Origin of the sequence: Nonomuraea sp. NPDC050310 (assembly GCF_040655795.1) — a bacterium.
Taxonomy (GTDB): domain Bacteria; phylum Actinomycetota; class Actinomycetes; order Streptosporangiales; family Streptosporangiaceae; genus Nonomuraea.
Genome location: NZ_JBFAKP010000003.1, coordinates 328,484 through 352,667 on the forward strand (window position 1 = coordinate 328,484; position 24,184 = coordinate 352,667).

Genomic DNA, 24,184 nt, shown 5'->3' on the forward strand with positions numbered 1-24,184 from the left:
GATTTCCCAGTCTGTCACAGGAACCAGCGCGTCAGGGCCTCCTCCAGTGCCGCGGCCCCGGCCCCGGCGGTCCAGGCGGAGTAGCCGTCCGGGCGGACCAGCACCGCCGAGGGCGCCTCGCCGGAGGTCACGCCCCGGACCACCGGCACCCGCTCGGCGACCAGCTCCACGAGGTCGTCGTGGCCGCCGAGGTCGAGGAAGAGCGGCTGCCCCTGCTGTAGCAGCTCGGCCACTCGCACCTCGCCCGCGGCGGTCTTGACCGCGAGGTCGGGCACCATCCGCCCCGCGCCGGGCACGCCCACGTCGTAGACGGTGTCCAGGCCGCTGATCATCCCGCTCAGGTAGGCGTTGACCTGGTCGAGCTCCATCAGCGAGGCGAACAGCTCGCGCAGCGGGTCGAGCGCCGGGTCCGGCGCGGCCAGGGCGTTCTGCGCGCGGACGTTCCACAGCACCCGCGCCGCCACCGGGTGCCGCTCGGCGTGGTAGCTGTCCAGCAGGCCGGGGCCCCCGCGCCCGGCCAGCGCGTAGGCCAGCTTCCAGCCGAGGTTCATGGCGTCCTCCAGGCCGGTGTTGAGGCCCTGGCCGCCCCACGGGAAGTGCACGTGGGCGGCGTCCCCGGCGACGAACACCCGGCCCTTGCGGTAGGCGGCGGCCTGGAGGGCGGCGTCGCCGTACCGGGTGAGGGTGCGGGGGTGGCTCATGCCGACCGGGAACCCGGCGATGTAGGAGGCCGTCTCGCGCAGTTCCTCCAGGGTGACCGGGGCCTCGCGGTCAGGGTGCGGGGCGCGGAAGTCGTAGGTCGTCACCCGGGCCCGGCCGCCCGCGCCCGGCCACACCAGCAGCCAGCCGCGCGGGGTGCGGTGCCAGCCGCCGGGCACGTCCGGCGCGAGCCGTACCTCGCCCATCAGGGCGGCCACCCGCGCGGGCGTGCCTTCGAAGGCGATGCCCGCGGCCTTGCGGACGGCGCTGCGGGCGCCGTCCGCGCCGACCACGTAGCGGGCCTGAACCTCCTCGCCGCCGACGGTGAGGGTGACGTGCGTGGGGTGCTGGACCAGGCCGGTGACCTCGGCGCCGCGCCGGATCCGCGCCCCGAGCCGGGTGGCGCGGTCGGCGAAGACCTGCTCGGCGTGGGCCTGCGGGCTGCCCACGATGGACGGCCCGTCGGTGGCGACCGCGCCCAGGTCGAGCCCGAACATGCCGGAGAAGTGGAAGCGCTGGCTGCCGTAGGTCGGCCAGCCCGTCTCCTCCAGCAGGCCACGCCGCAGCAGGCTCTGCGCGGTCCTGGCGTGCAGGGTGCCCGCCTTGGACTCCCCGGTCGGTACGGCAAGCCGCTCGAACACCACCGGCCGCACCCCCTGCAGGGCGAGTTCGGCGGCGAGCAGCATCCCCACGGGCCCGCCGCCCGCGATGGCGACGTCGATCATGCCGACACCAGCACCGGTTCGGCCGGCGCGCTCTTCCTGGCGAAGGTGAGCGACACCAGGCTCCCGGCGAGGATGCCCGCGGCGGTCAGGAACAGCGCCAGCCGGACCCCGCCGGCCAGCTCCGCCCCGGGCGCGGCCTCGCCGATGCCGCCGGCGGCGACCAGCACGGCCAGGCCCAGCGCCGAGCCGACCTGGAGCGCGGTGGAGGCCATGCCGGAGGCGACGCCCTGCTCGCCCGCGGCGACCCCGGTGGCCGAGGCGATCCACATCCCGGTCCAGGTGAAGCCCTGGCTGACGCTCAGGACGAGCACGCCGGGCAGGATGCTCCAGTAGGAGCTGTCGGCCAGCACGCCGAGGGCGAGCACCGCCGAGCCGAGCGCGCCGCCGACCGTGCCGGCCAGCAGGAGCGTGCGCATGCCGAGCCGGCCGGCCAGCCGCCCGCCGAGCTGCGTGCCGATCATGATGAGCAGCGAGGGCACCAGGAAGGCCAGGCCGGTGGTGATGGCGCCGTAGCCCAGGACGTTCTGGAAGTAGATGGTCAGGAAGTACGGCTGGGCGTTGAAGGTGGCGCCGAAGATGAGGATGACCAGGATGGCCGGCCGCAGGCTGCGGTTGGCCAGCAGGCTCAGCGGCATGAGCGGGTCACGGCTGGCCCGCTCGACGGCGACGAACGCGCCGAGCAGGATCGCCGCGGCGGCGAAGGCGCCCAGGACGAGCGGCGAGCCCCAGCCGGACTCCGGGCCCTGGATCAGCGCGAAGGCCAGCAGCGTGACGCCGCCGGTGGCCAGCACCGCGCCCGGCAGGTCGAAGCGGCGGCCGCGCTCGCGGGGCGCGTCGGCCGGGAGCAGCCGGTAGGCGGCGGCGATGGCGAGCACGGCCAGCGGCACGTTCACGAAGAACACGCCCTCCCAGCCCCACCAGCCGGTGAGCAGCCCGCCCAGCAGGGAGCCGATCGCCAGGCCGCTGGCGCCGGCGCCGCTCCACACCGACAGGGCCCGGTTGCGTGCGCTGCCCTCGGCGAACAGGGTGTTCACCAGGGAGAGCGTGGCCGGGAAGAGCAGCGCGCCGCCCAGTCCCTGCACCGCGCGGGCCGCGACCAGCAGTTCCTGGCCGGTGGCCAGCCCGCCGGCCAGCGAGGACCCGGCGAACAGGGCCATGGCCAGGACGAACATCCGGCGGCGGCCCAGCAGGTCGGCCGCCCGGCCGCCCAGCAGCAGGAACCCGCCGTAGGTCACCGCGTAGGCGCTGGCCACCCATTGCAACGTCTGGGGTGAGAAGCCGAGGTCGGCGGCTATGTCGGGCAGGGCGACGATCACGATGTAGAAGTCGAGGGCGGTGATGAGCTGGGAGAGGGCCAGCAGGGCCAGCACCCAGCCCTTGCGTTGCGCGGTCACGAGGGTCCTTACGTCAGTACGGTAAACACGAACAGTTCGTGATTCTCGTATTATCGAACCAATCTCGTCAAGCCGCATAGGATGGCTCCATGGCGCTCCACCCCACTCGCGACCAGATCGACCTGATCGACGTGCTCGCCGCGCTCGGCCACCCCATCCGCGCCCGCATGGTCCGCGCGCTCGCCTCCGGCGAGGAGATGGCCTGCGGCCTGGTCATGCCGGAGGTCCCCAAGTCCACCCAGACCGGCCACTGGCGCGTGCTGCGCGAGAGCGGCCTGGTCTGGGAGCGCAGCCAGGGCCGCAACAACTTCAAGCGGCTGCGCCTGGACGACATCAACGCCCGCTTCCCCGGCCTGCTGGACCTGGTCTTCGCCGAGGACCGCGAACTCACCGGCCCCTGATCGCCGCCGATCGGCCCCTGATCGGCTCTTGATCGGCGGGGCGCGCCACGCCGCCTTACCCGCCCAAGCGAAGCCGATAGTTACCGGCGAGTAGCATGGAGGGGAAAGCTTCCATCCAGCGAGGAGCGAAAGAGTGCCTTCCTCTCGTGACGTCGTGTTCGTCGACGGCGTACGCACGCCTTTCGGCAGGTCGGGCCCGAAGGGGCAGTACGCGGAGACGCGGGCCGACGACATGGTCGTGCGGGTGATCCGTGAGCTGATGCGGCGCAACCCGAACCTGCCGCCCGAGCGGGTGGACGAGGTCGCCATCGCGGCCACCACCCAGATCGGCGACCAGGGCCTGACCATCGGCCGCAGCGCCGCGGTCCTGGCCGGGCTGCCCAAGAGCGTGCCCGGCTACGCCATCGACCGCATGTGCGCCGGGGCGATGACCGCGGTCACCAGCGTCGCGGGCGGCATCGCGTTCGGCGCCTACGACGTGGCCATCGCCGGCGGCGTCGAGCACATGGGCCGCCACCCGATGGGCGAGGGCGTCGACCCGAACCCGCGCTTCCTCGCCGACAAGCTGGTCGATCCCAGCGCGCTGGTCATGGGCATGACGGCGGAGAACCTGCACGACCGCTACCCGGGCATCACCAAGAAGCGCGCGGACGCCTACGCCGTGCTGAGCCAGGAGAAGGCCGCCAAGGCCTACGCCGACGGCAAGATCCAGCCCGACCTGGTCGAGACCGCCATCCGCACCGCCGAGCAGGGCTGGGGCCTGGCCACGGCCGACGAGTCGATGCGGCCCGGCACCACGCTCGACGGCCTGGCCGCGCTGAAGACCCCGTTCCGCCCGCACGGCAACGTGACGGCGGGCAACTCCTCCGGCATCAACGACGGCGCCACCGGCTGCATCGTGGCCGAGCGGCAGGCGGCCGAGGACCTGGGCCTGACCCCGCGGATGCGCCTGGTCTCCTACGCCTTCGCCGGCGTCGACCCCGAGGTGATGGGCGTCGGCCCGATCCCGTCGACGGAGAAGGCACTCAAGCTCGCAGGTCTGGAAATTTCGGATATCGGGCTGTTCGAGATCAACGAGGCCTTCGCCGTCCAGGTGCTGGCCTTCCTGGAGCACTTCGGCCTGCCCGACGACTCCGACAAGGTCAACCAGTACGGCGGCGCCATCGCCTTCGGACACCCCCTGGCCTCCAGCGGCGTGCGGCTGATGACCCAGCTCGCCCGCCAGTTCGCCGAGCGCCCCGAGGTGCGCTACGGCATCACCACGATGTGCGTCGGCATGGGCATGGGCGGCACCGTGATCTGGGAGAACTGCGCCTTCGAGGGAGCCGCGGCATGAGCGACATCAGCGAGCTGTTCAAGGACGAGGTCGTCACCAAGGCCCTGGTCCGCGACGTGGAGCTGCCCGGCGGCGCCGGCACCATGGCGCTGATCACCCTCGACAACGGCTTCGACCACACCAAGCCCAACACCTTCGGCCCCGGCGGCCTGACGCTGCTCGCCCAGGCGCTCGACGCCATCGAGGCGCGCACCGACCTGGCCGCGGTGGGCGTGATCGGCAAGCCGTTCATCTTCGCCGTCGGCGCCGACCTCAAGGGCGCCGCCCTGGTGCGCAACCGCGACCAGGCCCTGCAGATCGGCAGGCTCGGCCACGACGTCTTCAAGCGCCTGGGCGCGCTGCAGGTGCCGACCTTCGCCTTCGTCAACGGCGCGGCCATGGGCGGCGGCCTGGAGATCGCGCTGCACTGCGCCTACCGGACCGTCTCCAGCGGCGTGCCGGCCATCGCGCTGCCCGAGTGCTTCCTCGGCCTGGTACCCGGCTGGGGCGGCACGCAGCTCCTCCCCCGCCTGATCGGCCCGGCCAAGGCGATCAAGCTGATCATCGAGAACCCGCTGGCCCAGAACCGCATGATCAAGGGCCGCGACGCCTTCGAGCTCGGCGTCGCCGACGCGATCTTCGAGCCGGCCGACTTCCTGGAGGAGTCGCTGCGCTGGGCCTCCAAGGTCGTCCGCGGCGAGATCACGGTCGAGCGGACCCTGCCGCAGGAGGACTGGGAGAAGGTCGTCGGCGACGCCCGCTTCCTGGTCGACATGAAGCTGCGCGGCGCGGCCCCGGCCCCCTACCGCGCGCTCGACCTGATCCTGAGCGCGAAGGACGGCGTCGACTTCGACGCCGAGGACGAGGCCCTGGCCGACCTGCTCATGGGCAACGAGCTGCGTGCCGGCCTGTACGCCTTCGACCTGGTCCAGCGCCGCGCCAAGCGGCCGGCGGGCGCGCCCGACAAGGCGCTGGCCCGCAAGGTGACCAAGGTCGGTGTCGTCGGCGCGGGCCTGATGGCCTCCCAGATGGCGCTGCTGTTCGCCCGCCGCCTGGAGGTCCCGGTCGTGCTGACCGACCTCGACCAGGCCCGCCTGGACAAGGGCGTCGGCTACGTGCACGCCGAGGTCGACAAGCTGCTGGCCAAGAAGCGCATCAGCGGCGACCAGGCCAACCGGCTCAAGGGCCTGGTCACCGGGTCGCTGACCAAGGACGCCTTCGCCGACGCCGACTTCGTCATCGAGGCCGTCTTCGAGGACATGGCGGTCAAGAAGAAGGTCTTCGCCGAGGTCGAGGAGCACGTCTCGGAGACGTGCGTGCTGGCCACCAACACCTCCTCGCTCTCGCTCAGCGAGATGGGCTCGGAGCTGAAGCACCCCGAGCGGCTGGTCGGCTTCCACTTCTTCAACCCGGTCGCGGTCATGCCGCTGCTGGAGATCATCAAGGGCGCCTCGACCGACGCGGCCACCCTGGCCACCGCCTTCGCGGTCGGCAAGACGCTGAAGAAGTCCTCGGTGCTGGTCAAGGACGCGCCCGCGTTCGTGGTCAACCGGCTGCTGACCCGCTTCATGGGCGAGGTCATCGCCGCCGTGGACGAGGGCACCCCGCTGCCGGTCGCCGAGCACGCTCTCGACGACCTCGGGCTGCCGATGACCCCGTTCGCGCTGCTCCAGCTCGTCGGGCCGGCCGTCGGCCACCACGTGTCCGAGACGCTGCACGCCGCCTTCCCCGACCGCTTCGGCGTCTCGGCGAACATGGCCGAGCTGGTCGCCTCCGGCAAGCCGGGCGTCTACAAGCCGGACTTCACCCTCGACGAGGAGGCGGTCGCGCTGTTCGCCGGCGGCGACCACGCCTCCACCGCCGAGCAGGTCCGGGTGCGCGTGCTGGAGGCCCTGGCCGAGGAGATCCGGCTCATGCTCGACGAGGGCGTGGTCGCGGCGGCACAGGACATCGACCTGTGCATGATCCTCGGCGCCGGGTGGCCCTTCCACCTGGGCGGGATCACGCCCTACCTCGACCGCGCGGGCGTCGCGCAGCCGCGCTTCCTGCCGCCGGGGGTGGCCTCGCTGCCCGAGCCGAAGGCCGAAGGCGCGACGATGCCGTCGTAGTTCTCGGCGAATCGGTGCGAAAGGCCCGCCGGAGTGAACCTCCGGCGGGCCTTTGCCGTCCTGTGAGGTGTAGGACACCTGTCATCGAGTCACCGGGGGAAGACCAGACCCATGAAGATCCTCACCGTTCTCGCCATGGCCGGGGCCGTCGCCCTGGGCTCCGCCGCCCCCGCCCTGGCCGACCACCACCGGCCCGGCGCGTCCCTCAAGATCACCGTCGCGGTGGAGGGCCTGCCGGTCAAGCACGCCCGGCTCACCTGCGGCCGTGCGGGCGGCTCGCACCCGACGCCCAAGGCCGCCTGCAAGGTGCTGCGCTCGGTGCGCGGCAACCCGGCCCGGCTCACCGACCCCGGCACGATCTGCACCAAGGAGTACCGGCCGCACACGGTGACCGTCCGTGGCCGCTGGTACGGCAAGCGGGTCGACTTCACCCGCACCTTCGGCAACGGCTGCCTGATGACCGCCGAGGGGCGGGCGCTCTACAAGCTCTGACGTCTGCTCCGCCGTACTGCCAGGAGGGCGAGCCCGCCCACGGCGAGCACCCCGAGCAGGCCGGCGTACGGCGAGCGCCACCACGGCGCCTCGACCGCGGCCGCGACCGGTGACACCGGCGCGAGCGCGGCGGGCGCGGCCGGCTGGGCCGGGGCAGCGGCGGCGGGCGCCTTGCCGCCCAGGCCCGGCGGGCGGACCGCGCCCCACGGGTCCTTGCCGCCGTTGCCGTTCAGCCAGTCGGCCGCGGCGGCCTTGGCCTCGGCGGGCAGCGGCTTGGCGGTGAAGGCTCCGGGCACGGTGAGCGTGCCGAGCTCGAACGGCGCGAACCACTCCTGCACGCCGACGACCTGCCAGGTGCCCGCGGGCAGTGCGACGGCGGTGGCGTAGTGGGCGGGCTCCTTGAGCTTGACGGCGTCGAAGGCGAGGCTGCGCTTGCCGTCGGTGAAGCGCAGCCCGACCTTGAGGTCGGACTCGGCGCCGCCGTAGGGGTGGTTGCCGTGCTGCAGCAGCCACGAGCCGAGGGTGTAGGAGGTGCCCGGCTGGAAGGTCGGGGGCACCGGGTCGAGGTAGGTGACCGCCCAGCCGCCCGCCCGGGCGGGCGCCGCCAGGGCCAGCACGGGGGCGAGCAGGGCGAGGAGGACCAGCAGTCGTCTCATGCCAGGACTACACCGGCCGGCGCCCCGGGGTTCTCCGATGATGCGGCCGGAGCGGTCAGTTGCCGGAGCGGGTCAGTTGCTGGAGCGGGCCAGCACTTCCAGCGGGTCGGCCAGCATCTGCGCGAAGGCCAGTTCGGCGGCGCCCACGAGGGTGACGTCGTCGCCCAGCGCGGAGGTGCGCAGGCGCAGGCCGTCACGGGCGACGGGCAGCCCGCTGGTGTTGATCTGGCTGCGCACCTGCGCGGCGGAGCCGAGGTAGAGCTCGCGGAGCATGCCGCCGAAGATGACGATCTCGGGGTTGAAGATGTTGACCAGGTTGGCCACCCCGATGCCCAGCCAGTCGCCCACGCGGTGCACCGAGTCGCGGGCGGCGATGTCGCCCCGGTCGGCCGCGTCGACCAGGGTGCGGACCGCCTGCCGGCCGACCGCGCCGCTCTGGCCGGCGTGGTCCATCAGCGCCCGCTCGCCCACCTCGGCCTCCAGGCAGCCGCGCGAGCCGCAGCCGCACAGCCGCCCGCCCGGGTTGACGATCATGTGGCCGACCTCGCCCGAGTAGCCGTCGTGCCCGCCGAGCAGGTTGCCGCCGGCGATGATGCCGCCGCCGATGCCGACGTCGCCGTGCAGGTAGATGAGGTTGCGGCTGCCGGCGCCCACGCCCCGGCTGTGCTCGGCCAGCGCGCCCAGGTTGGCGTCGTTGCCGACGGTGACCGGCAGGCCCATGGCCAGCTTGCGGCTCAGCTCCTGGCCGAAGGGCACGTCGGCCAGCGAGCCGGCCAGGTTGGGGCTGAAGTGCACCGTCCCGTCGGACTCGCGGACCGCCCCGCAGAAGGCGGCGGCGGCGCCGACGCAGACGGTGTCGGGACGGGTCTTGCGGTGCATCTGCCGGGCGAAGCCGGCCAGGGTGGCGACCACCTCGGCCAGGTCGAAGGTGCCGCGCGGCCGGACGGCCTCGCGGCGGTCGAGGACCACCCCGCCCAGCCCGACGCGGGCCGCGACCAGCCGGTCGACGCCCACGTCGAAGGCGAGCACGTAGATGCGGGCCGACTCCGGCCGCACGACCAGCGACGGACGGCCGGCGCGGCCGGTCTCCCTGGGCAGTTCCTCGCGCACCAGCCCGGCGGCGGCCAGGTCGGCGGTGAGCGCCATGATCGTGCTGCGGTTCAGCCCCATCCGGCTGGTGAGCTCGGACCGGGAGGTGGGACCGCCGAGGTGCACGTGGCGGAGCAGGGTGCCCAGGTTGTACCGGCGGATCTCCTCCTGAGAGGGACCAGCACGCATCGTTCCGTCCTTCGGGTGGTGGGAGAGGTCCACCCTATCGGTGGCCGGTGGCGGCGGCCCGCTTACGCGAAAGGGCGTCCACGCTGGCGGCCAGCAGCAGCACCGAGCCGGTGACGACGAACTTCTGGCCCGCGCCGTAGCCCATCAGGCCCATGCCGTTCTCCACCACGGCGACCACCGCGCCGCCGAGGATCGCGTCCAGCGCCCGGCCCTTGCCGCCGAACAGGCTGGTGCCGCCGATGACCGCCGCGCCCACCGAGAAGAGCAGCACGTTGCTGCCGCCGGTGTTGGGGTCCACCGACGCGGCGCGCGAGGCGGCCAGCACGCCGCCGACCGAGGCCATGAAGGAGCAGATCACGAAGCAGGCGATCTTCACCCGGTCCACCGAGATGCCCGCGCGGCGGGCCGCCTCGGCGTTGCCGCCGACCGCGTAGATGTGCCGCCCGAAGGCGGTACGGCGCAGCACGAAGGTCCACACCAGCAGGAAGAACAGGATGACCGGCACCACGATCGGCACGCCCATGAGCGGGATGAGCCGCCCGCGGTCCAGGTTGAGCACGTAGACGGCCAGCCCGATGACCAGCGCGACCGCGGCGATGCGGCCGCCGATCACCAGCGCCGGGGCGGTCGCCAGCCCCCGCCGGCTGCGGTTGCGCACCTGGACGAGCTGCACCGCGGCGTAGCCCGCCACGGCGGCGCCGGCCAGCGCCCAGCCCAGCCACGGCGGCAGGTTCTTGTTGGCGACGGCGAAGATGATCTCGTCGCGCACCGAGATGTTGGTGCCCTGCTTGAGCAGCAGCAGCACGATGCCCTGGAAGGCGATGAAGGCGGCCAGCGTCACCACGAAGGACGGGATGCCGAGTTTGGCCACCAGGGTGCCGAGGATCAGTCCGATGAAGGCGCCGGTGATCATGGCGGCCAGCACGGACAGGTACCAGGGCCAGCCCAGGTTGGTCAGCGTGATGGCCAGGATGGCCGCGCAGACGCCGCTGGCGAAGCCCGCCGACAGGTCGATCTCGCCCAGCAGCAGCACGAAGATCAGGCCCATCGCGATGACGACGTAGACCGCGCCCTGGGTGAGCAGGTTGGCGAAGTTGCCGGGCGAGAAGAAGATCGGCCGCAGCACCGAGAAGACGGCGACGAGCACGACCAGGCCGAAGATCGCCGGGAGCGCGCCCAGGTCGCCGCCGCGCACGCGTTCGACGTAGTCCTGGACGATGACCTGCGACTCGGCCTTCTTGGGCAGGGTGTCGACGCTCATGAGCCACTGCCGTTCGTCAGGCCGAGCGAGCCGCTGCGGCCGGAGGTGATCAGTTCGACGACCTGCGAGTGAGTGACCTCGGAGGCCTTGACCTGGGCCGCCATGCGACCGAGGTAGAGCGCCGCGATCCGGTCGGAGACGGCGAAGACGTCGTTGAGGTTGTGCGAGATGAGCACGACCGACAGGCCCTTGTCGGCCAGTTGCCGCACCAGTTCGAGCACCTGCGCGGTCTGGGCCACGCCGAGCGCGGCGGTCGGCTCGTCCAGGACGACGACCTTGCTGTTCCACAGCACGGCCTTGGCGATGGCCACGGTCTGCCGCTGGCCGCCGGACAGGCTGGCGACGTGCTGGCGCAGCGACTTGACGGTGCGGATCGACAGGCTCGCCAGCGTCTTGGCGGCGAGTTCCTCCATCGTCGCCTCGTCCAGGACCAGGCCGCTCTTGCGCTCCCGGCCCAGGAACATGTTCTGCACGATGTCCAGGTTGTCGCAGAGCGCCAGGTCCTGGTAGACGATCTCCACGCCGAGGGCGGCGGCGTCGCGCGGGCTGCTCACCTGCACGGGCACGCCCTCGAAGAAGTACTCGCCGGAGTCGATCGGGTAGATGCCGCCGATGCACTTCACCAGCGTGGACTTGCCGGCTCCGTTGTCGCCCACGAGGGCGGTCACCTCTCCGGGATACGCCGAGAAGGCGACGTCGTGAAGGACCTGCACGGGACCGAAGCTCTTGTCGATCCCGCGCAGCTCCAGGACCGGGGTGGTCACGGTGGGCTGCTCCTTGCAGAAGGGGGTGCGTACGGCTACCGCCTCTTTCTACGCGGTAGCCGTACGCGGGGGAACTAGCTGATTCCGGCTTCGGTGCACTTGGCGGCGAATTCGCCGGCGCACAGCTCGTCCTTGGACACGTAGCCGTCGGCGACGACGTCCTTGACGTTGTCCTTGAAGATGGCGACGGGGGTGAGCAGGACCGCGGGGACGTCCTTGCCGGACTCGGTGTCCTTCACGGTGCCGGTCGCGGCGGGCTTGCCGCCCTTGGCCAGCTCGATCGCGAGCTTGGCGGTGGCCTCGGCCTCCTGCTTGACGGCCTTGTAGACGGTCATGCACTGGTCGCCGTTGAGGATGTTCTGCAGGCCCTGGACGGTGGCGTCCTGGCCGGTGACCGGGACCTTGCCGTTGAGGTTGTTCTTCTTCAGCACCGAGATGGCGGCGTTGCCGAGGCCGTCGTTGGCGGCCAGCACGCCGGCGATCTTCGGCTCCTTGGTGAGCTGCTGCTCGAAGATGGTGCCGGCCTGGGCGTTGTCCCAGTCGGGCACCGAGTCGTCCGGCCCGGCGACGTACTCGCCGGCGTCGAACTTGGGCTGCAGCACGCCGTCGTAGCCCTGCTTGAAGAGCGTGGCGTTGTTGTCGGTGGGCGAGCCGTTCAGCCGCGAGACGACCGGCTTGTCGGCCTTGAGGTCGGTCAGGCACTTGACCAGGCCCTCGCCCTGCAGCCGGCCGACGGCGGTGTTGTCGAAGCTGACGTAGTAGTCGGCGTTGCCGCCGAGGGTGAGGCGGTCGTAGTCGATGGTGGCGATGCCCTGGGCCTTGGCCTTGTCGAGGACGGCCTTGCCGGTGCCGCTGTCGAGGTTGACGATGGCGAGCACGGTGACACCGCCGGTGATCATCTGGTCGGCGATGGTCTGGAAGGCGGCCTTGTCACCCTGGGCGTTCTGGATGTCGTACTCGACGCCCGCGGCTTTGAAGGCCTCCTCCAGGTACTTGCGGTCGGCGGTCTCCCAGCGGGCGCTCGACTTGCTGTCCGGGAGGATGACGCCGATCTTGCCGGCCTTGCCCGCGGCCGGCGCCGAGGCGGCCGGTGAGGTGCCGGTGCCGGCGGTGGTCTCACCGCTTTCGCCCCCGCAGGCGGTGAGACCGAGGGAGAGCGCCACCAGGGCGGCGCCGGTTGTGAAGATCCCCTTGCGCATGACGCGTGGGCCTTTCTCATGGGGGGTGAATGTTGTTTGGCACAACGTAATTCGCGCCCACGAGAGATGCCAGACACAGGACTGTAACGTTTGTTGTCCGGAAGAACTTATCGGCCGAGCACCCTGCTGTGGTGGCGGCCGTACACGAAGTAGATCGCGATGCCGATCACCATCCAGACCAGGAAGCGCAGCCAGGTCTCCACCGGCAGGTTGAGCATCAGGTAGAGGCAGGCCAGCATCGACAGCACCGGGATGAACGGCACCAACGGGGTGCGGAAGGCGCGCGGCAGGTCCGGGCGGGTCCGGCGGAGCACGATCACGCCGAGCGAGACGACCACGAAGGCGAACAGCGTGCCGATGTTGACCAGCTCGGCCAGCGCGCCCAGCGAGATGAACCCGGCCAGCACCATCGAGACCGCGCCGACCAGCAGGGTGGCGCGCGCCGGCGTGCCGTACTTGGGATGCACCCGGGCCAGCGAGCGCGGCAGCAACCCGTCGCGGCTCATCGCGAACAGCACCCGGGTCTGGCCCAGCAGCAGGATCATCACCACGGTGGTCAGACCGGCGATGGCGCCCAGGCTGATCAGCGAGGCGATCCACGGCTGCCCGACCGAGGTGAACGCGTCGGCCAGCGGCGCCTCCTCGCTGAGCTGGGTGTAGGGCTGCATGCCCACCACCACCAGCGACACCGCGACGTAGAGGAGCGTGCAGATCAGCAGCGAGCCGATGATGCCGCGCGGCAGGTCACGCTGCGGCTCGATGGTCTCCTCCGCGGCGGTGGCGACGATGTCGAAGCCGATGAAGGCGAAGAAGACGATGGCCGCGGCCGAGAAGATGCCGATCACGCCGAAGGCCACCGGGCTGATGCCGAAGAGCACCTGGATCAGCGGCGCCTGCAACCCGCTGCCCGGCGGCAACGGCTGCGCCGGCGGGATGAACGGCGTGTAGTTGGCGCCCTTGATGAAGAACAGCCCCGCCAGGATGACGAGCAGCACCACCGCCACCTTGATCACCACGATGACCAGGTTGACGCGCGAGGACAGCTTGATCCCGGCCACCAGGACCAGCGTCAGCAGCGCCACCACCGCCATCGCGGGCAGGTTGATGAAACCGGTCTCCGCGCTGGCGATCACGTCGGGCAGGTGGATGCCCGCGGTGCCCAGCAGCGAGTTGAGGTAGCCCGACCAGCCGACCGCCACCACCGCCGCCGCCAGGGCCATCTCCAGCATCAGGTCCCAGCCGATGATCCAGGCCGGGAACTCGCCGAGCGTGGCGAAGGAGAAGGTGTAGGCCGACCCGGCCACCGGCACCGTCGAGGCGAACTCGGCGTAGCAGAGTGCCGCCAGCGCGCACACCACGCCCGCGACCAGGAACGACACGGCCACCGCCGGGCCGGCCGTGTCCTTGGCCACCTGGCCGGTGAGCACGAAGATGCCGGTGCCGATGATCACGCCGATGCCGAAGACCGTCAGGTCGACGGCGGACAGGCGCTTGTGCAGCCGGTGTTCCGGCTCCTCGGTGTCGCGAATCGACTGTTCGACACTCTTGGTGCGAAAAAGACTCCGGGTGCGAAAGGTCTCCACGTTGTGATGCTGCCCACACTTGCGGTGATCATGCGCCTCCTCCCTCCGGCCGGTCGGTCTCAGGGACATCCCAGGGACAACCCCCGATGACCTGGCCCTTTCCCCGGCGGCAGGCTGGGATGATGCTCATCGACCTGCTCGACCTCCTCGCCCGGCAGGAGGCGGGCGTGGTGTGGCCGCTGCTGCTGGCCTTCCTCACGCTCGACGCCTCCGTCGGCGTCGGGCTGGTCATCCCCGGCGACGGCCTGCTCCTGGTCGCCGGGACGACCGCCGACAGCCCCTGGGAGGTCGCCGGCCTGACCCTCGCCGGGGTGAGCGCCTGCTTCCTGGGCGCGAGCGCGGGTCACTGGCTCGGCCGCCGGTACGGCAGGCGGCTGCGCGAGGGCCGCCTGGGCCGCCGGGTGGGCGAGGAGCGCTGGGCGCAGGCCGAGTCCCTGTTCGCCCGCAGCGGCTGGGCGGTCGCCCTGGCGTACTTCCTGCCGGTGGTCCACGCCCTGACGCCCGCGGTCGCCGGCATGCTCGGCGTCCCCTACCGCCGCTTCCTGCCCTGGGCGATGGCCGGGGCGGTGAGCTGGGTCGGCGCCTACCTCACCCTCGGCGCCGCCGCCGGGCAGGTCGTCCGCGAGCACGCCGAGCTGCTCATCCCGGTGCTCGGCACGGTCGTCCTGGTCATCACCGCCGGCTCGCTGCTGGCCCGCCGCGTCTTCAGGGTACGGCGAGCCGCCGGCCCGCGCCGAGGCTGATGTCCTTAACTGACAGAGAACTGTCGTTGCCGTCATTCGCTCCGTTCGGCGAGAATATCCGCATGTCAGCCGCACACCGCGTGGTCATCACGCTCTTCCCGCACGTCGATCTGCTCGACGTGACCGGCCCGGCCGAGGTCTTCGCCCTGGCCAACCGGGTGAGCGGGCGCCCGCTGTACGACGTGCGGCTGGCCGGGCCCGAGGGCGGCACGGTGACCACCTCGGCCGGCGTCCGGATCCTCGCCGACCTGCGGTTCGACGAGGTCGGCGACCAGGTCGACACCCTGCTGGTCCCGGGTGCCGTGGAGCTCACCGGGTCGGGACCGCGGGCGCTCAGCGCTCCCGAGGTCGTGGCCTGGGTGCGCCGGACCGCCCCGCTGGCCCGGCGGGTGGCCTCGGTGTGCGTCGGCGCGCACATCCTGGCCGACGCCGGGCTGCTGGACGGGCTGACCGCCACCACGCACTGGTCCACGGCCGCACAGCTGGCGGCCGAGCATCCCGAGGTGACCGTCGACCCCGACCCGATCTTCGTGCGCTCCAGCGGGCGGGTCTGGACCGGCGCCGGCATCAGCACCTGCCTCGACCTCAGCCTGGCGCTGGTGGCCGAGGACCACGGCGAGGAACTGGCCCTCGGCGTGGCACGCGAGCTGGTGATCTACCTCAAGCGCCAGGGCGGCCAGAGCCAGTTCAGCGTGCCGCTCGCGCAGGCCCCCTCCGGGCGGCGGGGCATCGACGAGCTGCGGTTGTGGATCGCCGAGCATCTCGCCGAGGAGCTCACCCCGGTCGAGCTCGCCGCCCGGATGGGGCTCAGCCAGCGGCAGTTCGCCCGGGTCTTCCGGCAGCAGACCGGGACGACTCCGGGTGCCTACATCGAGACGGCCCGGGTGGAGGTGGCCCGGCGGCTGCTGGAGACCACCGACCTGCCGCTGGAGCGGGTGGCGGCCGACAGCGGGCTCGGCTCGGTGGAGACGCTGCACCGGGCCTTCCGCCGCCGCCTCGGCACCGGGCCGGGCACCTACCGCCGGCGCTTCCGCACCATCCCCGTCTGACCCGGCCCCTCTTCTCCCGCTCGTTCTTCAGCCGCCCCGCGGCGGCGCGAGCCTGCCCTTCCATCGAAAGGAACCACCATGACCGGCACCGTCTCACCCACCCTCCGCGAGGTCGTCGGCCTGCCCGCCGAGCTGCCCAGCCTGGCCGGGGCCACCCTCGTCCTCATCGACTACCAGAACACCTACCGCACCGGCGTCATGGCCCTGCCCGACGCCGAGCGGGCACTCGAGGCCGGGGCGCGGCTGCTGGAGCGGGCCCGTGCCGCCGGGGCCCGCGTCGTGCACGTCGTCAACGACGGCGGGCCCGGCTCGCCGTACGACATCCGGGCCGAGATCGGCTCGATCAGCCCGCAGGTCGCCCCGCGCGACGGCGAGCCGGTCGTCGTCAAGACCTTCCCGAACGCCTTCCACGAGACCGAGCTGCTGGAGGTGCTCAAGGGCCTGGACGCCGGGCCCGACCTGGTGCTGGCCGGGTTCATGACGCACATGTGCGTCAGCTTCACCGCACAGGGCGCCTTCAACCTGGGCTACCGGCCCACGGTCGTGGCCGACGCCTGCGCCACCCGGCCGCTGGCCCGGCACGGCGGTGGCGCGGTCAGCGCCGAGGCGCTGCACGACGCCGCGCTGGTCACCATCGGCGACCTGTTCGGCCTGGTCGCGGCCACGGCCGATGACCTGCCCGCCTGAGCGAGGGCGCGCCGTTGACAATAGGCAAGTGAATGCCTGCATAATGGAGAGGTGGCCGCCATCGATGCGATTTTCAAAGCGCTCGCCGATCCGACCAGGCGACTCCTGCTCGACCGGCTACGGGAGCACAACGGCCAGACGCTGAACGAACTCAGCGCCCGGCTCGGGATGACCCGGCAGGCGGCGACCCAGCACCTCGACGTGCTGGTCGCCGCCGGCCTCGTCACCGTCGTCCGGCGGGGCCGCGAACGGCTGCACTACCTGAACCCGGCACCGATCAACGAGATCCAGGAACGCTGGATCTCCGGTTTCGACCAGCCCCGGCTGCGAGCCCTCGGCGCCATCAAACGCCAGGCAGAGGAGTACGCCATGACCACCGAGACCAGCACCTTGCCCAGCTACGTCTACGTCACCTACATCCGCGCGAGCGCCGAGCAGGTGTGGAAGGCCCTGACCGACGCCGACCTGACCGCCCGGTACTGGGCACACGCCAACATCTCCGACTGGCAGGAAGGCTCGACCTGGGAGCACCGGCGGGCCGACGAGTCCGGCCACCTCGACATCATCGGGAAGGTGCTGACGACCGACCCGCCCCACCGCCTGGTCGTCACCTTCGAGGACGACCTGGAGGCGCGGCGCGACCCGTCGGTCGTGACCTTCCTGATCGAGCCGCACGAGGACATCGTCCGGCTCACCGTCACGCATGAGAACCTGCCGAACGTCGAGATGTTCAACGGCATCTCCAAGGGCTGGCCCGCCGTCCTGTCCAACCTCAAGTCGCTGCTGGAGACGGGCGACGTGCTGCCTCAGGCGCCCTGGGAGATGGACGACCAGCACGCCTGACCACCGCGTCTTCGATCAGCGAAGGGAGCAGACATGCTGGAGCAGGCTTTCCGGGCTCTGCTGGAGGCCGCCGCCGAGGCGGACGCGGCCGGTTTCCCGGGCCCGGCGCCCTCGGACGGCGGGTGGAACGCGGAGCAGATCCTGGCGCACGTGTCGCTGGTCACCGCCACCACTCTCACCACCGCCTCCGCCATCGCCTCGGGGACCGGGGCCGTCTACGACAACCGCGTCGCTCTCGACCTCTGGACCATCGACCGCCTGATCGACCGCTCCGGCGGCGGGACCGGCTTGACCGAGCGGCTCCGCGCCCAGGGCGCCGCGCTCTGCGCCCTCACCACCGGGGCCGCGCTGACCCCGGCCGAGCTCGACACCCAGGTCCCCACCCTGTTGCTGTCCGACGGGAAGGTGCTGGTGGACCAGCTCATGCCGCTGCGTGACCTGCTCACCGGGCTGGCCGAGGTGGAACTCCCCACCCACACCCGCCAACTCCTCACCCTCCGGTAAGCGGACTTACGGCGGGCCCCTCGGCCAGAGAGGAGCCTGCCGGTAACCGGCGTACGGCGGGCCCCTCGGTTAGACGGAGCCCACCGGTAAATGGCGTACGGCGGGCCCCTCGATTGGAGGGGCCCGCCGTACGCCATTCCACTTGTACGGCGGGCCCCCTGAAAGGACGGCCCGCCGCCGCTGCACCGCCCGCCGTTTCACCTATGCGGCGAGAACCCCAGCATCAGGCCCATGCCCCAGTACGGCGCCCCGCCCCCTACGGCGAAACTACCGAGGAGCATCAATAGGCGCAGACCGCCGAGCAACCGCCTCAGTGATCTCCCGAGCCAAATCCTGCCCAGTAAGCCCGATCTGCCCCAGAATCGCCGCCCGCTTCGCATGATCCAGGAACCGCTGCGGAATCCCGAACGTCCGCACCGGCACGTCCACATCCGCATCCCGCAACATCCGCGCGACCGCGTCGCCGACGCCCCCGACCCGCCCGTTGTCCTCGACCACCGCGACCAGCTTGTGCGCCCCCGCCGCCAGCACGAGCGCCGGGTCGAGCGGCTTGACCCACCGGGGGTCGACCACGGTCGCCGAGATGCCCTGCGCGTCGAGCAGCACGGCCGCCTCCATCGCCGCGTGCGCCATCGGCCCCACGGCGACCAGCAGCACGTCGGGGTCGCCGGCGCGCAGCACGTCCATCTCGCCGAGCTTGCCGACCGCCTCCAGCGTCTCGGCGACCGGTCCCTTGGGGAAGCGCAGCACGGTCGGCACGTCCTTGGCGACGGCCTCGCGCAGCAGTTCGCGCACCCGCTCGCCGTCCCGCGGCACCGCGATCTCCAGCCCGGGGACGACCTGGAGGATCGACAGGTCCCACATGCCGTTGTGCGAGGCGCCGTCGTCGCCGGTGACGCCGGCGCGGTCGAGCACCACGGTGACCGGCAGCTTGTGCAGCGCCACGTCCATCAGGAGCTGGTCGAAGGCCCGGTTGAGGAAGGTGGCGTAGACCGCGACGACCGGGTGGAGCCCGCCGAGGGCCAGGCCGGCGGCGCTGGTCAGCGCGTGCTGCTCGGCGATGCCGACGTCGAAGATGCGCTCGGGGTAGGCGGCGGCGAACTCGTTGAGCCCGGTCGGGTGCAGCATCGCCGCGGTGATCGCGACGAGGTCCTCGCGCTCGCGGCCGAGCTTGACGAGTTCCTCGCTGAAGACGTTGGTCCAGATGCGGCCCTTGGGCTTCTCCAGGCCGGTGGCCCGGTCGAAGGCGCCGGGCGAGTGGAACTGGTCTTCCTCGTGGTTCTCCGCGGGGGCGTAGCCGCGGCCCTTCTGGGTGAGGGTGTGCACGATCACCGGGCCGCCGAAGTCGCGGGCCTTGCGCAGGGCCGCCTCCATCGCCTGCTCGTCGTGGCCGTCGATGGGCCCGACGTACTTCAGGCCGAGGTCCTCGAACATCACCTGCGGCGAGACGATGTCCTTGACGCCCTTCTTGAACCCGTGGAGCGCGTCGTAGACCAGCGGGACGTTCTCCAGCTTGCCCTTGAAGTACTCCAGCATGTCCTCGTAGCGGCGGGTGACGCGCAGCGAGGCGAGGTGGCGGCCGAGCCCGCCGATGGTCGGCGAGTAGGAGCGGCCGTTGTCGTTGACGACGATGACGACCCGCAGGTCGTCGGTCTCGGCGATGTTGTTGAGCGCCTCCCAGGCCATGCCGCCGGTCAGGGCGCCGTCGCCGATGACGGCGACCACCGTGCGCTCGTCGTCGCCGCGCAGCCGGAAGGCCTTGGCCAGGCCGTCGGCGTAGGACAGCGCGGTGGAGGCGTGGGAGTTCTCCACGAAGTCGTGCTCGGACTCGGCCTGGCTCGGGTAGCCGGACAGGCCGCCCTCCTGCTTGAGGCGGTCCCAGCCGGTGGTGCGTCCGGTGAGCATCTTGTGCACATACGCCTGGTGGCCGGTGTCCCAGATGATCGGGTCGCGCGGCGAGTCGAAGACCCGGTGGAGCGCGATGGTCAGCTCCACCACGCCGAGGTTGGGGCCGAGGTGGCCGCCGGTCCTGGCGCACGAGTCGACGAGCAGGTCGCGTATCTCCGCCGCGAGTGTCGCGAGCTCCTCCACGTCGAGCCGTTTGACGTCGTGCGGCCCCCGGACAGAGGCAAGCAAGTCGCTCACGGATAGGTCCCCTCCTGCTAGCCGACACCCAGAGTCTAGTTCGTGGAGGGGCCGGGACCCCACTTGACCGGACTTAACGAGCGTATGTCTGATCTTGACCTAGTCTTTCCCTCAAGATGAACACTCGCCCCATAAGACGAGTTTCTTCACTGGCCGCGCTCGTGTTGGCGATGCTGGCGATCAGTGCCGGAACCGCGCACGCCCCCGCGACCCGCGCCGCCGCCGAGCCGGCGGGGGCGGGCCAGCGCGCGCAGGCCGCCCGGGTGGCCACGCACAGCCCGCTGTACCGGACCGGCAAGCTGGCCCGCACCGGCTGCGCGCCGGGGACGCTGGAGAAGGACGACGTCGAGGGCTACAAGCGCTTCCTGGTGAACCTCACCGGCTGCCTGAACCGCGCATGGGGCGCGGAGTTCCGCCAGGCGAACCTCTCCTTCGCCCCGCCCGCCCTGCGTTTCGTGACCGCGCCCGTGACCACCGGGTGCGGCCCCTGGGCCACCGGCGCCGACGGCGTCTACTGCTCCGAGGACCGCACCATCTACATGCTGATCAACCAGGCCGCGCTGCGCCAGCCGTTCGCGCTGGGGGTGGCCCGGCTGCTGGCCCACGAGTACGGTCACCACGTCCAGGAGAGCGCCGGGATCTGGCACTACTACTGGACCGCCCGTTCGGCCGCCGGGGTGGCCACCCGGCTGCAGTTGTCGAGGCGGTCGGAATTGCAGGCCGAGTGCCTGTCGGCGGTCTTCATGAGCAGCATCAAGGAGAGTTTCCCCGTCGACCAGGACGAGTGGGACTACGCGGTCAACTGGTTCCGGCGCAACGGGCACAAGGGCTGGGCGCAGAACGACCACGGCAAGGGCGCCACCCAGGCGGTGTGGATGGAACGGGGTTTCGCCTCCGCCTCGCCGCTGTCGTGCAACACCTGGGCGGCGAAATCCGCCGCCGTTTCGTGAATTACCGTTCTTTGCCCCTGCTTTACCTTGATATAGGGTCCCTTGCCATGCGTAATTCCGTTAAGGCGCTGGTGTGCGGAGTGGCTCTCGCGCTCAGCGCCGGCCTCACCGGCGGCGCCGCCCAGGCCGCGAGCGCCGACCCCATCCCCAAGGTCAAGGCCCTGATCGCCAACCCCATCTACCGGGTCGGCGCCTTCCCGCTGAAGACCTGTGAGGAGGGCCGCTACTCGCGCGGCGACGTGGCCGGCGCCCAGGCGTACCTGGAAGGCCTCCTGGACTGCCTCAACACCACCTGGTCCAAGCAGTTCAAGAAGGCCGGGCTGAAGTTCAAGGAGCCCAAGTTCGCCATCGCCCAGCGGATCGGCGACCCGATCGGCCGCTGCGGCAAGATCGACAACCCGGCGATGCTCGCCGTGTACTGCCACCTCGACCAGACCTTCACCGTCCTGCTCAACCCGGACGCGCTGCTCGACCCGGACGACATGACGCTCATGGGCGTGCTGGCCCACGAGTACGGTCACCACGTGCAGAACCAGGCGGGCATCTGGAAGGCCTACGCCTACGGCAAGTACACCGACAACACCTGGTACGAGATCAGCCGCCGCACCGAGCTGCAGGCCGACTGCTGGGCGGGCGCCTTCATCGGCAGCGTGTGGCCGTCCCTGGGCCGCAGCAAGGCCGACTTCAAGGACATGGCCGAGCACGAGCTGGGCGGCACCAGCGACGCCGTCACCGGCTACGGCAACTCCCCCGACCTGATCACCGGCTCGCCCACCCACGGCCGGCTGACCAGCCAGCGCTACTGGCTCTACCGCGGCTTCACCAAGCCGGAGCCGGGCTCCTGCAACACCTGGACGGCCTCCAAGAAGCGCGTCGCCTGACGCCCTTCCCGGCCTCCCTGGTTGAACATGGGGGCGATGTCTGTGACATCGCCCCCATTTTTCGCGTTTTAATCGCATATTGATGGCGAGCCAGCACACTGCTCTCATGATGCTCCCCTTTCGTTCTGACGCTCGCCCTCAGCGCCACCGGCTCGGTCGCCCCTGCTGAAGCCGCCTACCCGATCAAGAACCGCGTCCTGACGCACAACAAGCTCTACAAGAGCGGCGACCTGCCCTCGACGGCCTGCGCCGAGCCCCCGCTGGAGTCGCAGAACCTCACCCAGGCGAAGGCGTACTCCCGCAAGGTGTTCGACTGCCTGGGCCGTACCTGGGGCGCGCACTTCAAGGCCGCCGGCATCCGGTTCACGCGGCCCACCATCGGCTTCATCACCAAGCCCAAGCGTTTCTGCGGCAGCAAGTGGGGCGACGCCGGCGCCGCCTACTGCCACGAGAGCGACCACTTCGTGGTGCTGCTGGACAAGAACGCCTTGGAAGACCCGTCCGACCTCTACCTCATGCACCTCATCGGCCACGAGTACGGCCACCACCTCCAGGACCTGACCGGGATCACCAAGGCCTGGCAGTACATCCCCTACCGCCACCGCAAGGAGGAACTGGAGCAGTGGCGGCGGCTCGAGCTGCAGGCCGACTGCCTCGGCGCCGCCTTCATCGGCAGCATCTGGGACTCCCTCGACCGCTCGGCCGCCGACTGGGACTACCTCCTGGACATCATGCGCGAGAGCGGCGACGAGAACAGCAAGGTCAAGGACCACGGCAAGGGCCGGAGCAGGGCCTACTGGGTCTCCCGCGGCTTCCGCGCGGCCGACCCGGGGGCGTGCAACACCTTCACCGCCCCCTCCAGCCGCGTCGCCTGACCTCCGGACGGGCGGGCGGCGGCTCCGGTCGCCACCCGTCCGGTACGGCTAGCGCAGCACGCTCTGCCCCACCAGGGCCAGGGCCGAGACCGCGGCGACGACCAGCACCGCCGCGCGCACCCGCCCGCCGTCGAGGTAGCGGCGCAGCGGCCCCGAGACCAGAAACCCGACGATCATGAACGGGACCAGTGACAGCCCCGCCACCACCGCCTCGCGGGGCAGCCGGTCCACCGCCCACAGCAGCACGAGCGACTGCGCGGCGCTCAGGCAGAAGAAGGCGGCCAGCGTCGCCCGGATCTGCGGGCCCTTGGCCGACTGGTAGACCAGCGCGATCGGCGGCCCGCCGATGCCGGTCGCGGTGCCGGTGATCCCCGAGAGGAATCCGGCGGCGGTCAGGGTGGCGCCGTTGCGCGGCACCGAGAGCGACCGGGCGGTCAGCACGACCGCGACCAGCACCATCACGCCGACCAGCACGCCGAGGGTCTGAGCGGAGACGTAGACCACGATCAGCGCGCCGATCGCGCTGCCGGGCAGCCGGCCGAGCAGGGCCCAGCCGAGGCCGCGCCAGTCGATCCTGCGCCACTCGGCGGCCAGGGTGAACAGCGGCAGGGTGACGTTGACGATCTGGATCGCGCCCGGCATCAGCCCCGGGTCCAGCATCGTCACCACCGGCGCGGCCACCAGGCCCAGCCCGAATCCGACGCCGCCTTGGACGATCGCCCCGACCAGCACTGCCAAACCCGCTGCAATCAGGACAAACGACTCCATGTCCCGCGAGCCTAGTCCGCCCGCCCCACCCGACGATCGCGCGGGGCCCTGTCCGGCCGGGGCTGCCGTCGCGGGGGAAAGGTCCGATAGGCTCCCCGCCGTGCTTCGCCGACTCCCCCTGCTGGCCGCGGCCGGCTCCCTCGTCGTCCTCCTGCCCGCCGGGCCCGCCGCGGCCGCCCGGGACCCGCTGGCCGGGAAACCGCCCGCCACGGCCTGCCGTACGCCCGCCTTGACGCAGGGCGGCGTCACCGAGGCGGAGCCGTACGCGCGGGCGGTCTTGAAGTGCCTGGAACGCGCGTGGTCGGCCCATTTCAAGCGGGCGGGCGCGAGCTTCGCCCGGCCGAAGGTGCTCTACCTGGCCGAGCCGCGCTCGGAGATCTGCGGCGGCGCGTGGCCCGAGGGCGCCTGGGCCTTCTACTGCATCAAGCCGCGCACCCTGGTGCTGCCGCTGTTCGGCCCGTGGATCGAGGGCCGCGAGGACCTGTTCCCGCTCAAGGTCATGGCCCACGAGTACGGTCACCACCTCCAGCGGCTCGCCGGCATCTGGTCCCCGGCCAGACCGGTGGCCAAGCCCAAGGCCCTGGAGTTCCGCCGCCGTTACGAGCTGCAGGCCGACTGCCTGGCCGGGGCGTTCCTGGGCTCGGTGTGGGCGTCCACGGGCGGCACGGCCGCGGACTGGGCGGCGCTGGTCGAGGAGTCGAGCCGCGGCGACTGGCTGGACGACCAGCCCACGCACGGCTCGGGCAAGACCCGCGGCGCGTGGCTCAAGCGCGGCTTCGCGGGCGGCTCGTGCGACACGTGGAGCGCCCCCGCCGCCAAGATCACCTGATTCCGGCCCCGGACACACCGATGGCCCGGCGCGGT

General features: G+C 71.5%; 23 protein-coding genes. 13 read left to right on the top strand and 10 right to left on the bottom strand.

Annotated elements, in window-relative coordinates:
* Positions 1–14: 14 nt before the first annotated feature.
* Positions 15–1,424: an FAD-dependent monooxygenase gene (locus AB0I67_RS11200; protein ID WP_357921226.1), complete on the bottom strand. Its 1,410-nt coding sequence runs from the start codon at positions 1,422–1,424 to the stop codon at positions 15–17.
* Positions 1,421–2,818: an MFS transporter gene (locus AB0I67_RS11205; protein WP_357921229.1), complete on the bottom strand. Its 1,398-nt coding sequence runs from the start codon at positions 2,816–2,818 to the stop codon at positions 1,421–1,423. The genes AB0I67_RS11200 and AB0I67_RS11205 overlap by 4 nt, the downstream gene beginning before the upstream one ends.
* Positions 2,819–2,907: 89 nt before the next feature.
* Here AB0I67_RS11205 and AB0I67_RS11210 point away from each other — a divergent pair, with 89 nt between their 5' ends.
* From AB0I67_RS11210 to AB0I67_RS11225, 4 genes are all read left to right on the top strand, one after another.
* Positions 2,908–3,219, top strand: a complete 312-nt coding sequence (locus tag AB0I67_RS11210) for a transcriptional regulator (protein WP_357921232.1) — start codon at positions 2,908–2,910, stop codon at positions 3,217–3,219.
* A 133-nt stretch (positions 3,220–3,352) separates the two neighbouring features.
* The gene (locus tag AB0I67_RS11215) at positions 3,353–4,555 is read left to right on the top strand and encodes a thiolase family protein (protein ID WP_357921235.1); all 1,203 of its coding nucleotides are present in this window, start codon (positions 3,353–3,355) and stop codon (positions 4,553–4,555) included.
* Complete coding sequence (locus AB0I67_RS11220) at positions 4,552–6,642, top strand: 3-hydroxyacyl-CoA dehydrogenase NAD-binding domain-containing protein (protein WP_357921238.1); 2,091 nt, start codon at positions 4,552–4,554, stop codon at positions 6,640–6,642. The genes AB0I67_RS11215 and AB0I67_RS11220 overlap by 4 nt, the downstream gene beginning before the upstream one ends.
* A 111-nt stretch (positions 6,643–6,753) precedes the next feature.
* The gene (locus tag AB0I67_RS11225; RefSeq protein ID WP_357921241.1) at positions 6,754–7,134 is read left to right on the top strand and encodes an SSI family serine proteinase inhibitor; all 381 of its coding nucleotides are present in this window, start codon (positions 6,754–6,756) and stop codon (positions 7,132–7,134) included.
* On the opposite strand, the gene AB0I67_RS11230 is transcribed toward AB0I67_RS11225, so the two are convergent.
* The 6 genes from AB0I67_RS11230 to AB0I67_RS11255 form a co-directional block, all read right to left on the bottom strand.
* Complete coding sequence (locus tag AB0I67_RS11230) at positions 7,122–7,790, bottom strand: hypothetical protein (protein WP_357921244.1); 669 nt, start codon at positions 7,788–7,790, stop codon at positions 7,122–7,124. The two genes, AB0I67_RS11225 and AB0I67_RS11230, sit on opposite strands and share 13 nt — an antisense overlap.
* 72 nt (positions 7,791–7,862) lie before the next feature.
* Complete coding sequence (locus AB0I67_RS11235; protein WP_357921247.1) at positions 7,863–9,068, bottom strand: ROK family transcriptional regulator; 1,206 nt, start codon at positions 9,066–9,068, stop codon at positions 7,863–7,865.
* A gap of 34 nt (positions 9,069–9,102) precedes the next feature.
* A complete protein-coding gene (locus AB0I67_RS11240; RefSeq protein WP_357921250.1) occupies positions 9,103–10,329 on the bottom strand; it encodes an ABC transporter permease in 1,227 nt (408 codons plus the stop codon).
* Complete coding sequence (locus AB0I67_RS11245; RefSeq protein ID WP_357921253.1) at positions 10,326–11,093, bottom strand: ATP-binding cassette domain-containing protein; 768 nt, start codon at positions 11,091–11,093, stop codon at positions 10,326–10,328. The genes AB0I67_RS11240 and AB0I67_RS11245 overlap by 4 nt, the downstream gene beginning before the upstream one ends.
* 74 nt (positions 11,094–11,167) lie before the next feature.
* Complete coding sequence (locus AB0I67_RS11250; protein WP_357921256.1) at positions 11,168–12,292, bottom strand: substrate-binding domain-containing protein; 1,125 nt, start codon at positions 12,290–12,292, stop codon at positions 11,168–11,170.
* 107 nt (positions 12,293–12,399) lie between these two features.
* Positions 12,400–13,875 carry an amino acid permease gene (locus AB0I67_RS11255; RefSeq protein ID WP_357921259.1) on the bottom strand — a complete coding sequence of 492 codons (1,476 nt, stop codon included), beginning with the start codon at positions 13,873–13,875 and terminating at the stop codon, positions 12,400–12,402.
* Positions 13,876–13,961: 86 nt separating this feature from the next.
* On the opposite strand from AB0I67_RS11255, the gene AB0I67_RS11260 reads away from it, so the two are divergent.
* The 5 genes from AB0I67_RS11260 to AB0I67_RS11280 all read left to right on the top strand — a co-directional run bounded on the left by AB0I67_RS11260 (position 13,962) and on the right by AB0I67_RS11280 (position 17,701).
* Positions 13,962–14,618 carry a VTT domain-containing protein gene (locus AB0I67_RS11260; protein WP_357921262.1) on the top strand — a complete coding sequence of 219 codons (657 nt, stop codon included), beginning with the start codon at positions 13,962–13,964 and terminating at the stop codon, positions 14,616–14,618.
* Between the two features lie 62 nt (positions 14,619–14,680).
* On the top strand, positions 14,681–15,667 hold the full coding sequence (locus tag AB0I67_RS11265) for a GlxA family transcriptional regulator (RefSeq protein ID WP_357921265.1): 987 nt from the start codon (positions 14,681–14,683) through the stop codon (positions 15,665–15,667).
* A 78-nt stretch (positions 15,668–15,745) separates the two neighbouring features.
* Complete coding sequence (locus tag AB0I67_RS11270; RefSeq protein WP_357921267.1) at positions 15,746–16,354, top strand: cysteine hydrolase family protein; 609 nt, start codon at positions 15,746–15,748, stop codon at positions 16,352–16,354.
* Positions 16,355–16,405: 51 nt separating this feature from the next.
* Positions 16,406–17,197: a metalloregulator ArsR/SmtB family transcription factor gene (locus AB0I67_RS11275; protein WP_357921270.1), complete on the top strand. Its 792-nt coding sequence runs from the start codon at positions 16,406–16,408 to the stop codon at positions 17,195–17,197.
* A gap of 33 nt (positions 17,198–17,230) precedes the next feature.
* Positions 17,231–17,701, top strand: a complete 471-nt coding sequence (locus tag AB0I67_RS11280; RefSeq protein WP_357921272.1) for a hypothetical protein — start codon at positions 17,231–17,233, stop codon at positions 17,699–17,701.
* 267 nt (positions 17,702–17,968) lie between these two features.
* Here AB0I67_RS11280 and dxs read toward each other — a convergent pair whose 3' ends face one another.
* Positions 17,969–19,837: a 1-deoxy-D-xylulose-5-phosphate synthase gene (gene dxs / locus AB0I67_RS11285; RefSeq protein ID WP_357922161.1), complete on the bottom strand. Its 1,869-nt coding sequence runs from the start codon at positions 19,835–19,837 to the stop codon at positions 17,969–17,971.
* Positions 19,838–20,016: 179 nt separating this feature from the next.
* Here dxs and AB0I67_RS11290 point away from each other — a divergent pair, with 179 nt between their 5' ends.
* The 3 genes from AB0I67_RS11290 (at position 20,017) to AB0I67_RS11300 (ending at position 22,552) form a co-directional block, all read left to right on the top strand.
* Positions 20,017–20,796: a neutral zinc metallopeptidase gene (locus AB0I67_RS11290; protein ID WP_357921275.1), complete on the top strand. Its 780-nt coding sequence runs from the start codon at positions 20,017–20,019 to the stop codon at positions 20,794–20,796.
* A gap of 47 nt (positions 20,797–20,843) precedes the next feature.
* Complete coding sequence (locus tag AB0I67_RS11295; protein WP_357921278.1) at positions 20,844–21,677, top strand: neutral zinc metallopeptidase; 834 nt, start codon at positions 20,844–20,846, stop codon at positions 21,675–21,677.
* 260 nt (positions 21,678–21,937) lie between these two features.
* Positions 21,938–22,552, top strand: coding sequence for a neutral zinc metallopeptidase (locus AB0I67_RS11300; protein WP_357922164.1), 615 nt, complete (start codon positions 21,938–21,940; stop codon positions 22,550–22,552).
* Between the two features lie 48 nt (positions 22,553–22,600).
* Here AB0I67_RS11300 and AB0I67_RS11305 read toward each other — a convergent pair whose 3' ends face one another.
* Positions 22,601–23,320 carry a sulfite exporter TauE/SafE family protein gene (locus AB0I67_RS11305; RefSeq protein WP_357921281.1) on the bottom strand — a complete coding sequence of 240 codons (720 nt, stop codon included), beginning with the start codon at positions 23,318–23,320 and terminating at the stop codon, positions 22,601–22,603.
* A gap of 100 nt (positions 23,321–23,420) precedes the next feature.
* Between AB0I67_RS11305 and AB0I67_RS11310 the strand changes: the two genes are divergently transcribed.
* Complete coding sequence (locus AB0I67_RS11310) at positions 23,421–24,149, top strand: neutral zinc metallopeptidase (RefSeq protein WP_357921284.1); 729 nt, start codon at positions 23,421–23,423, stop codon at positions 24,147–24,149.
* Positions 24,150–24,184 lie beyond the last annotated feature (35 nt).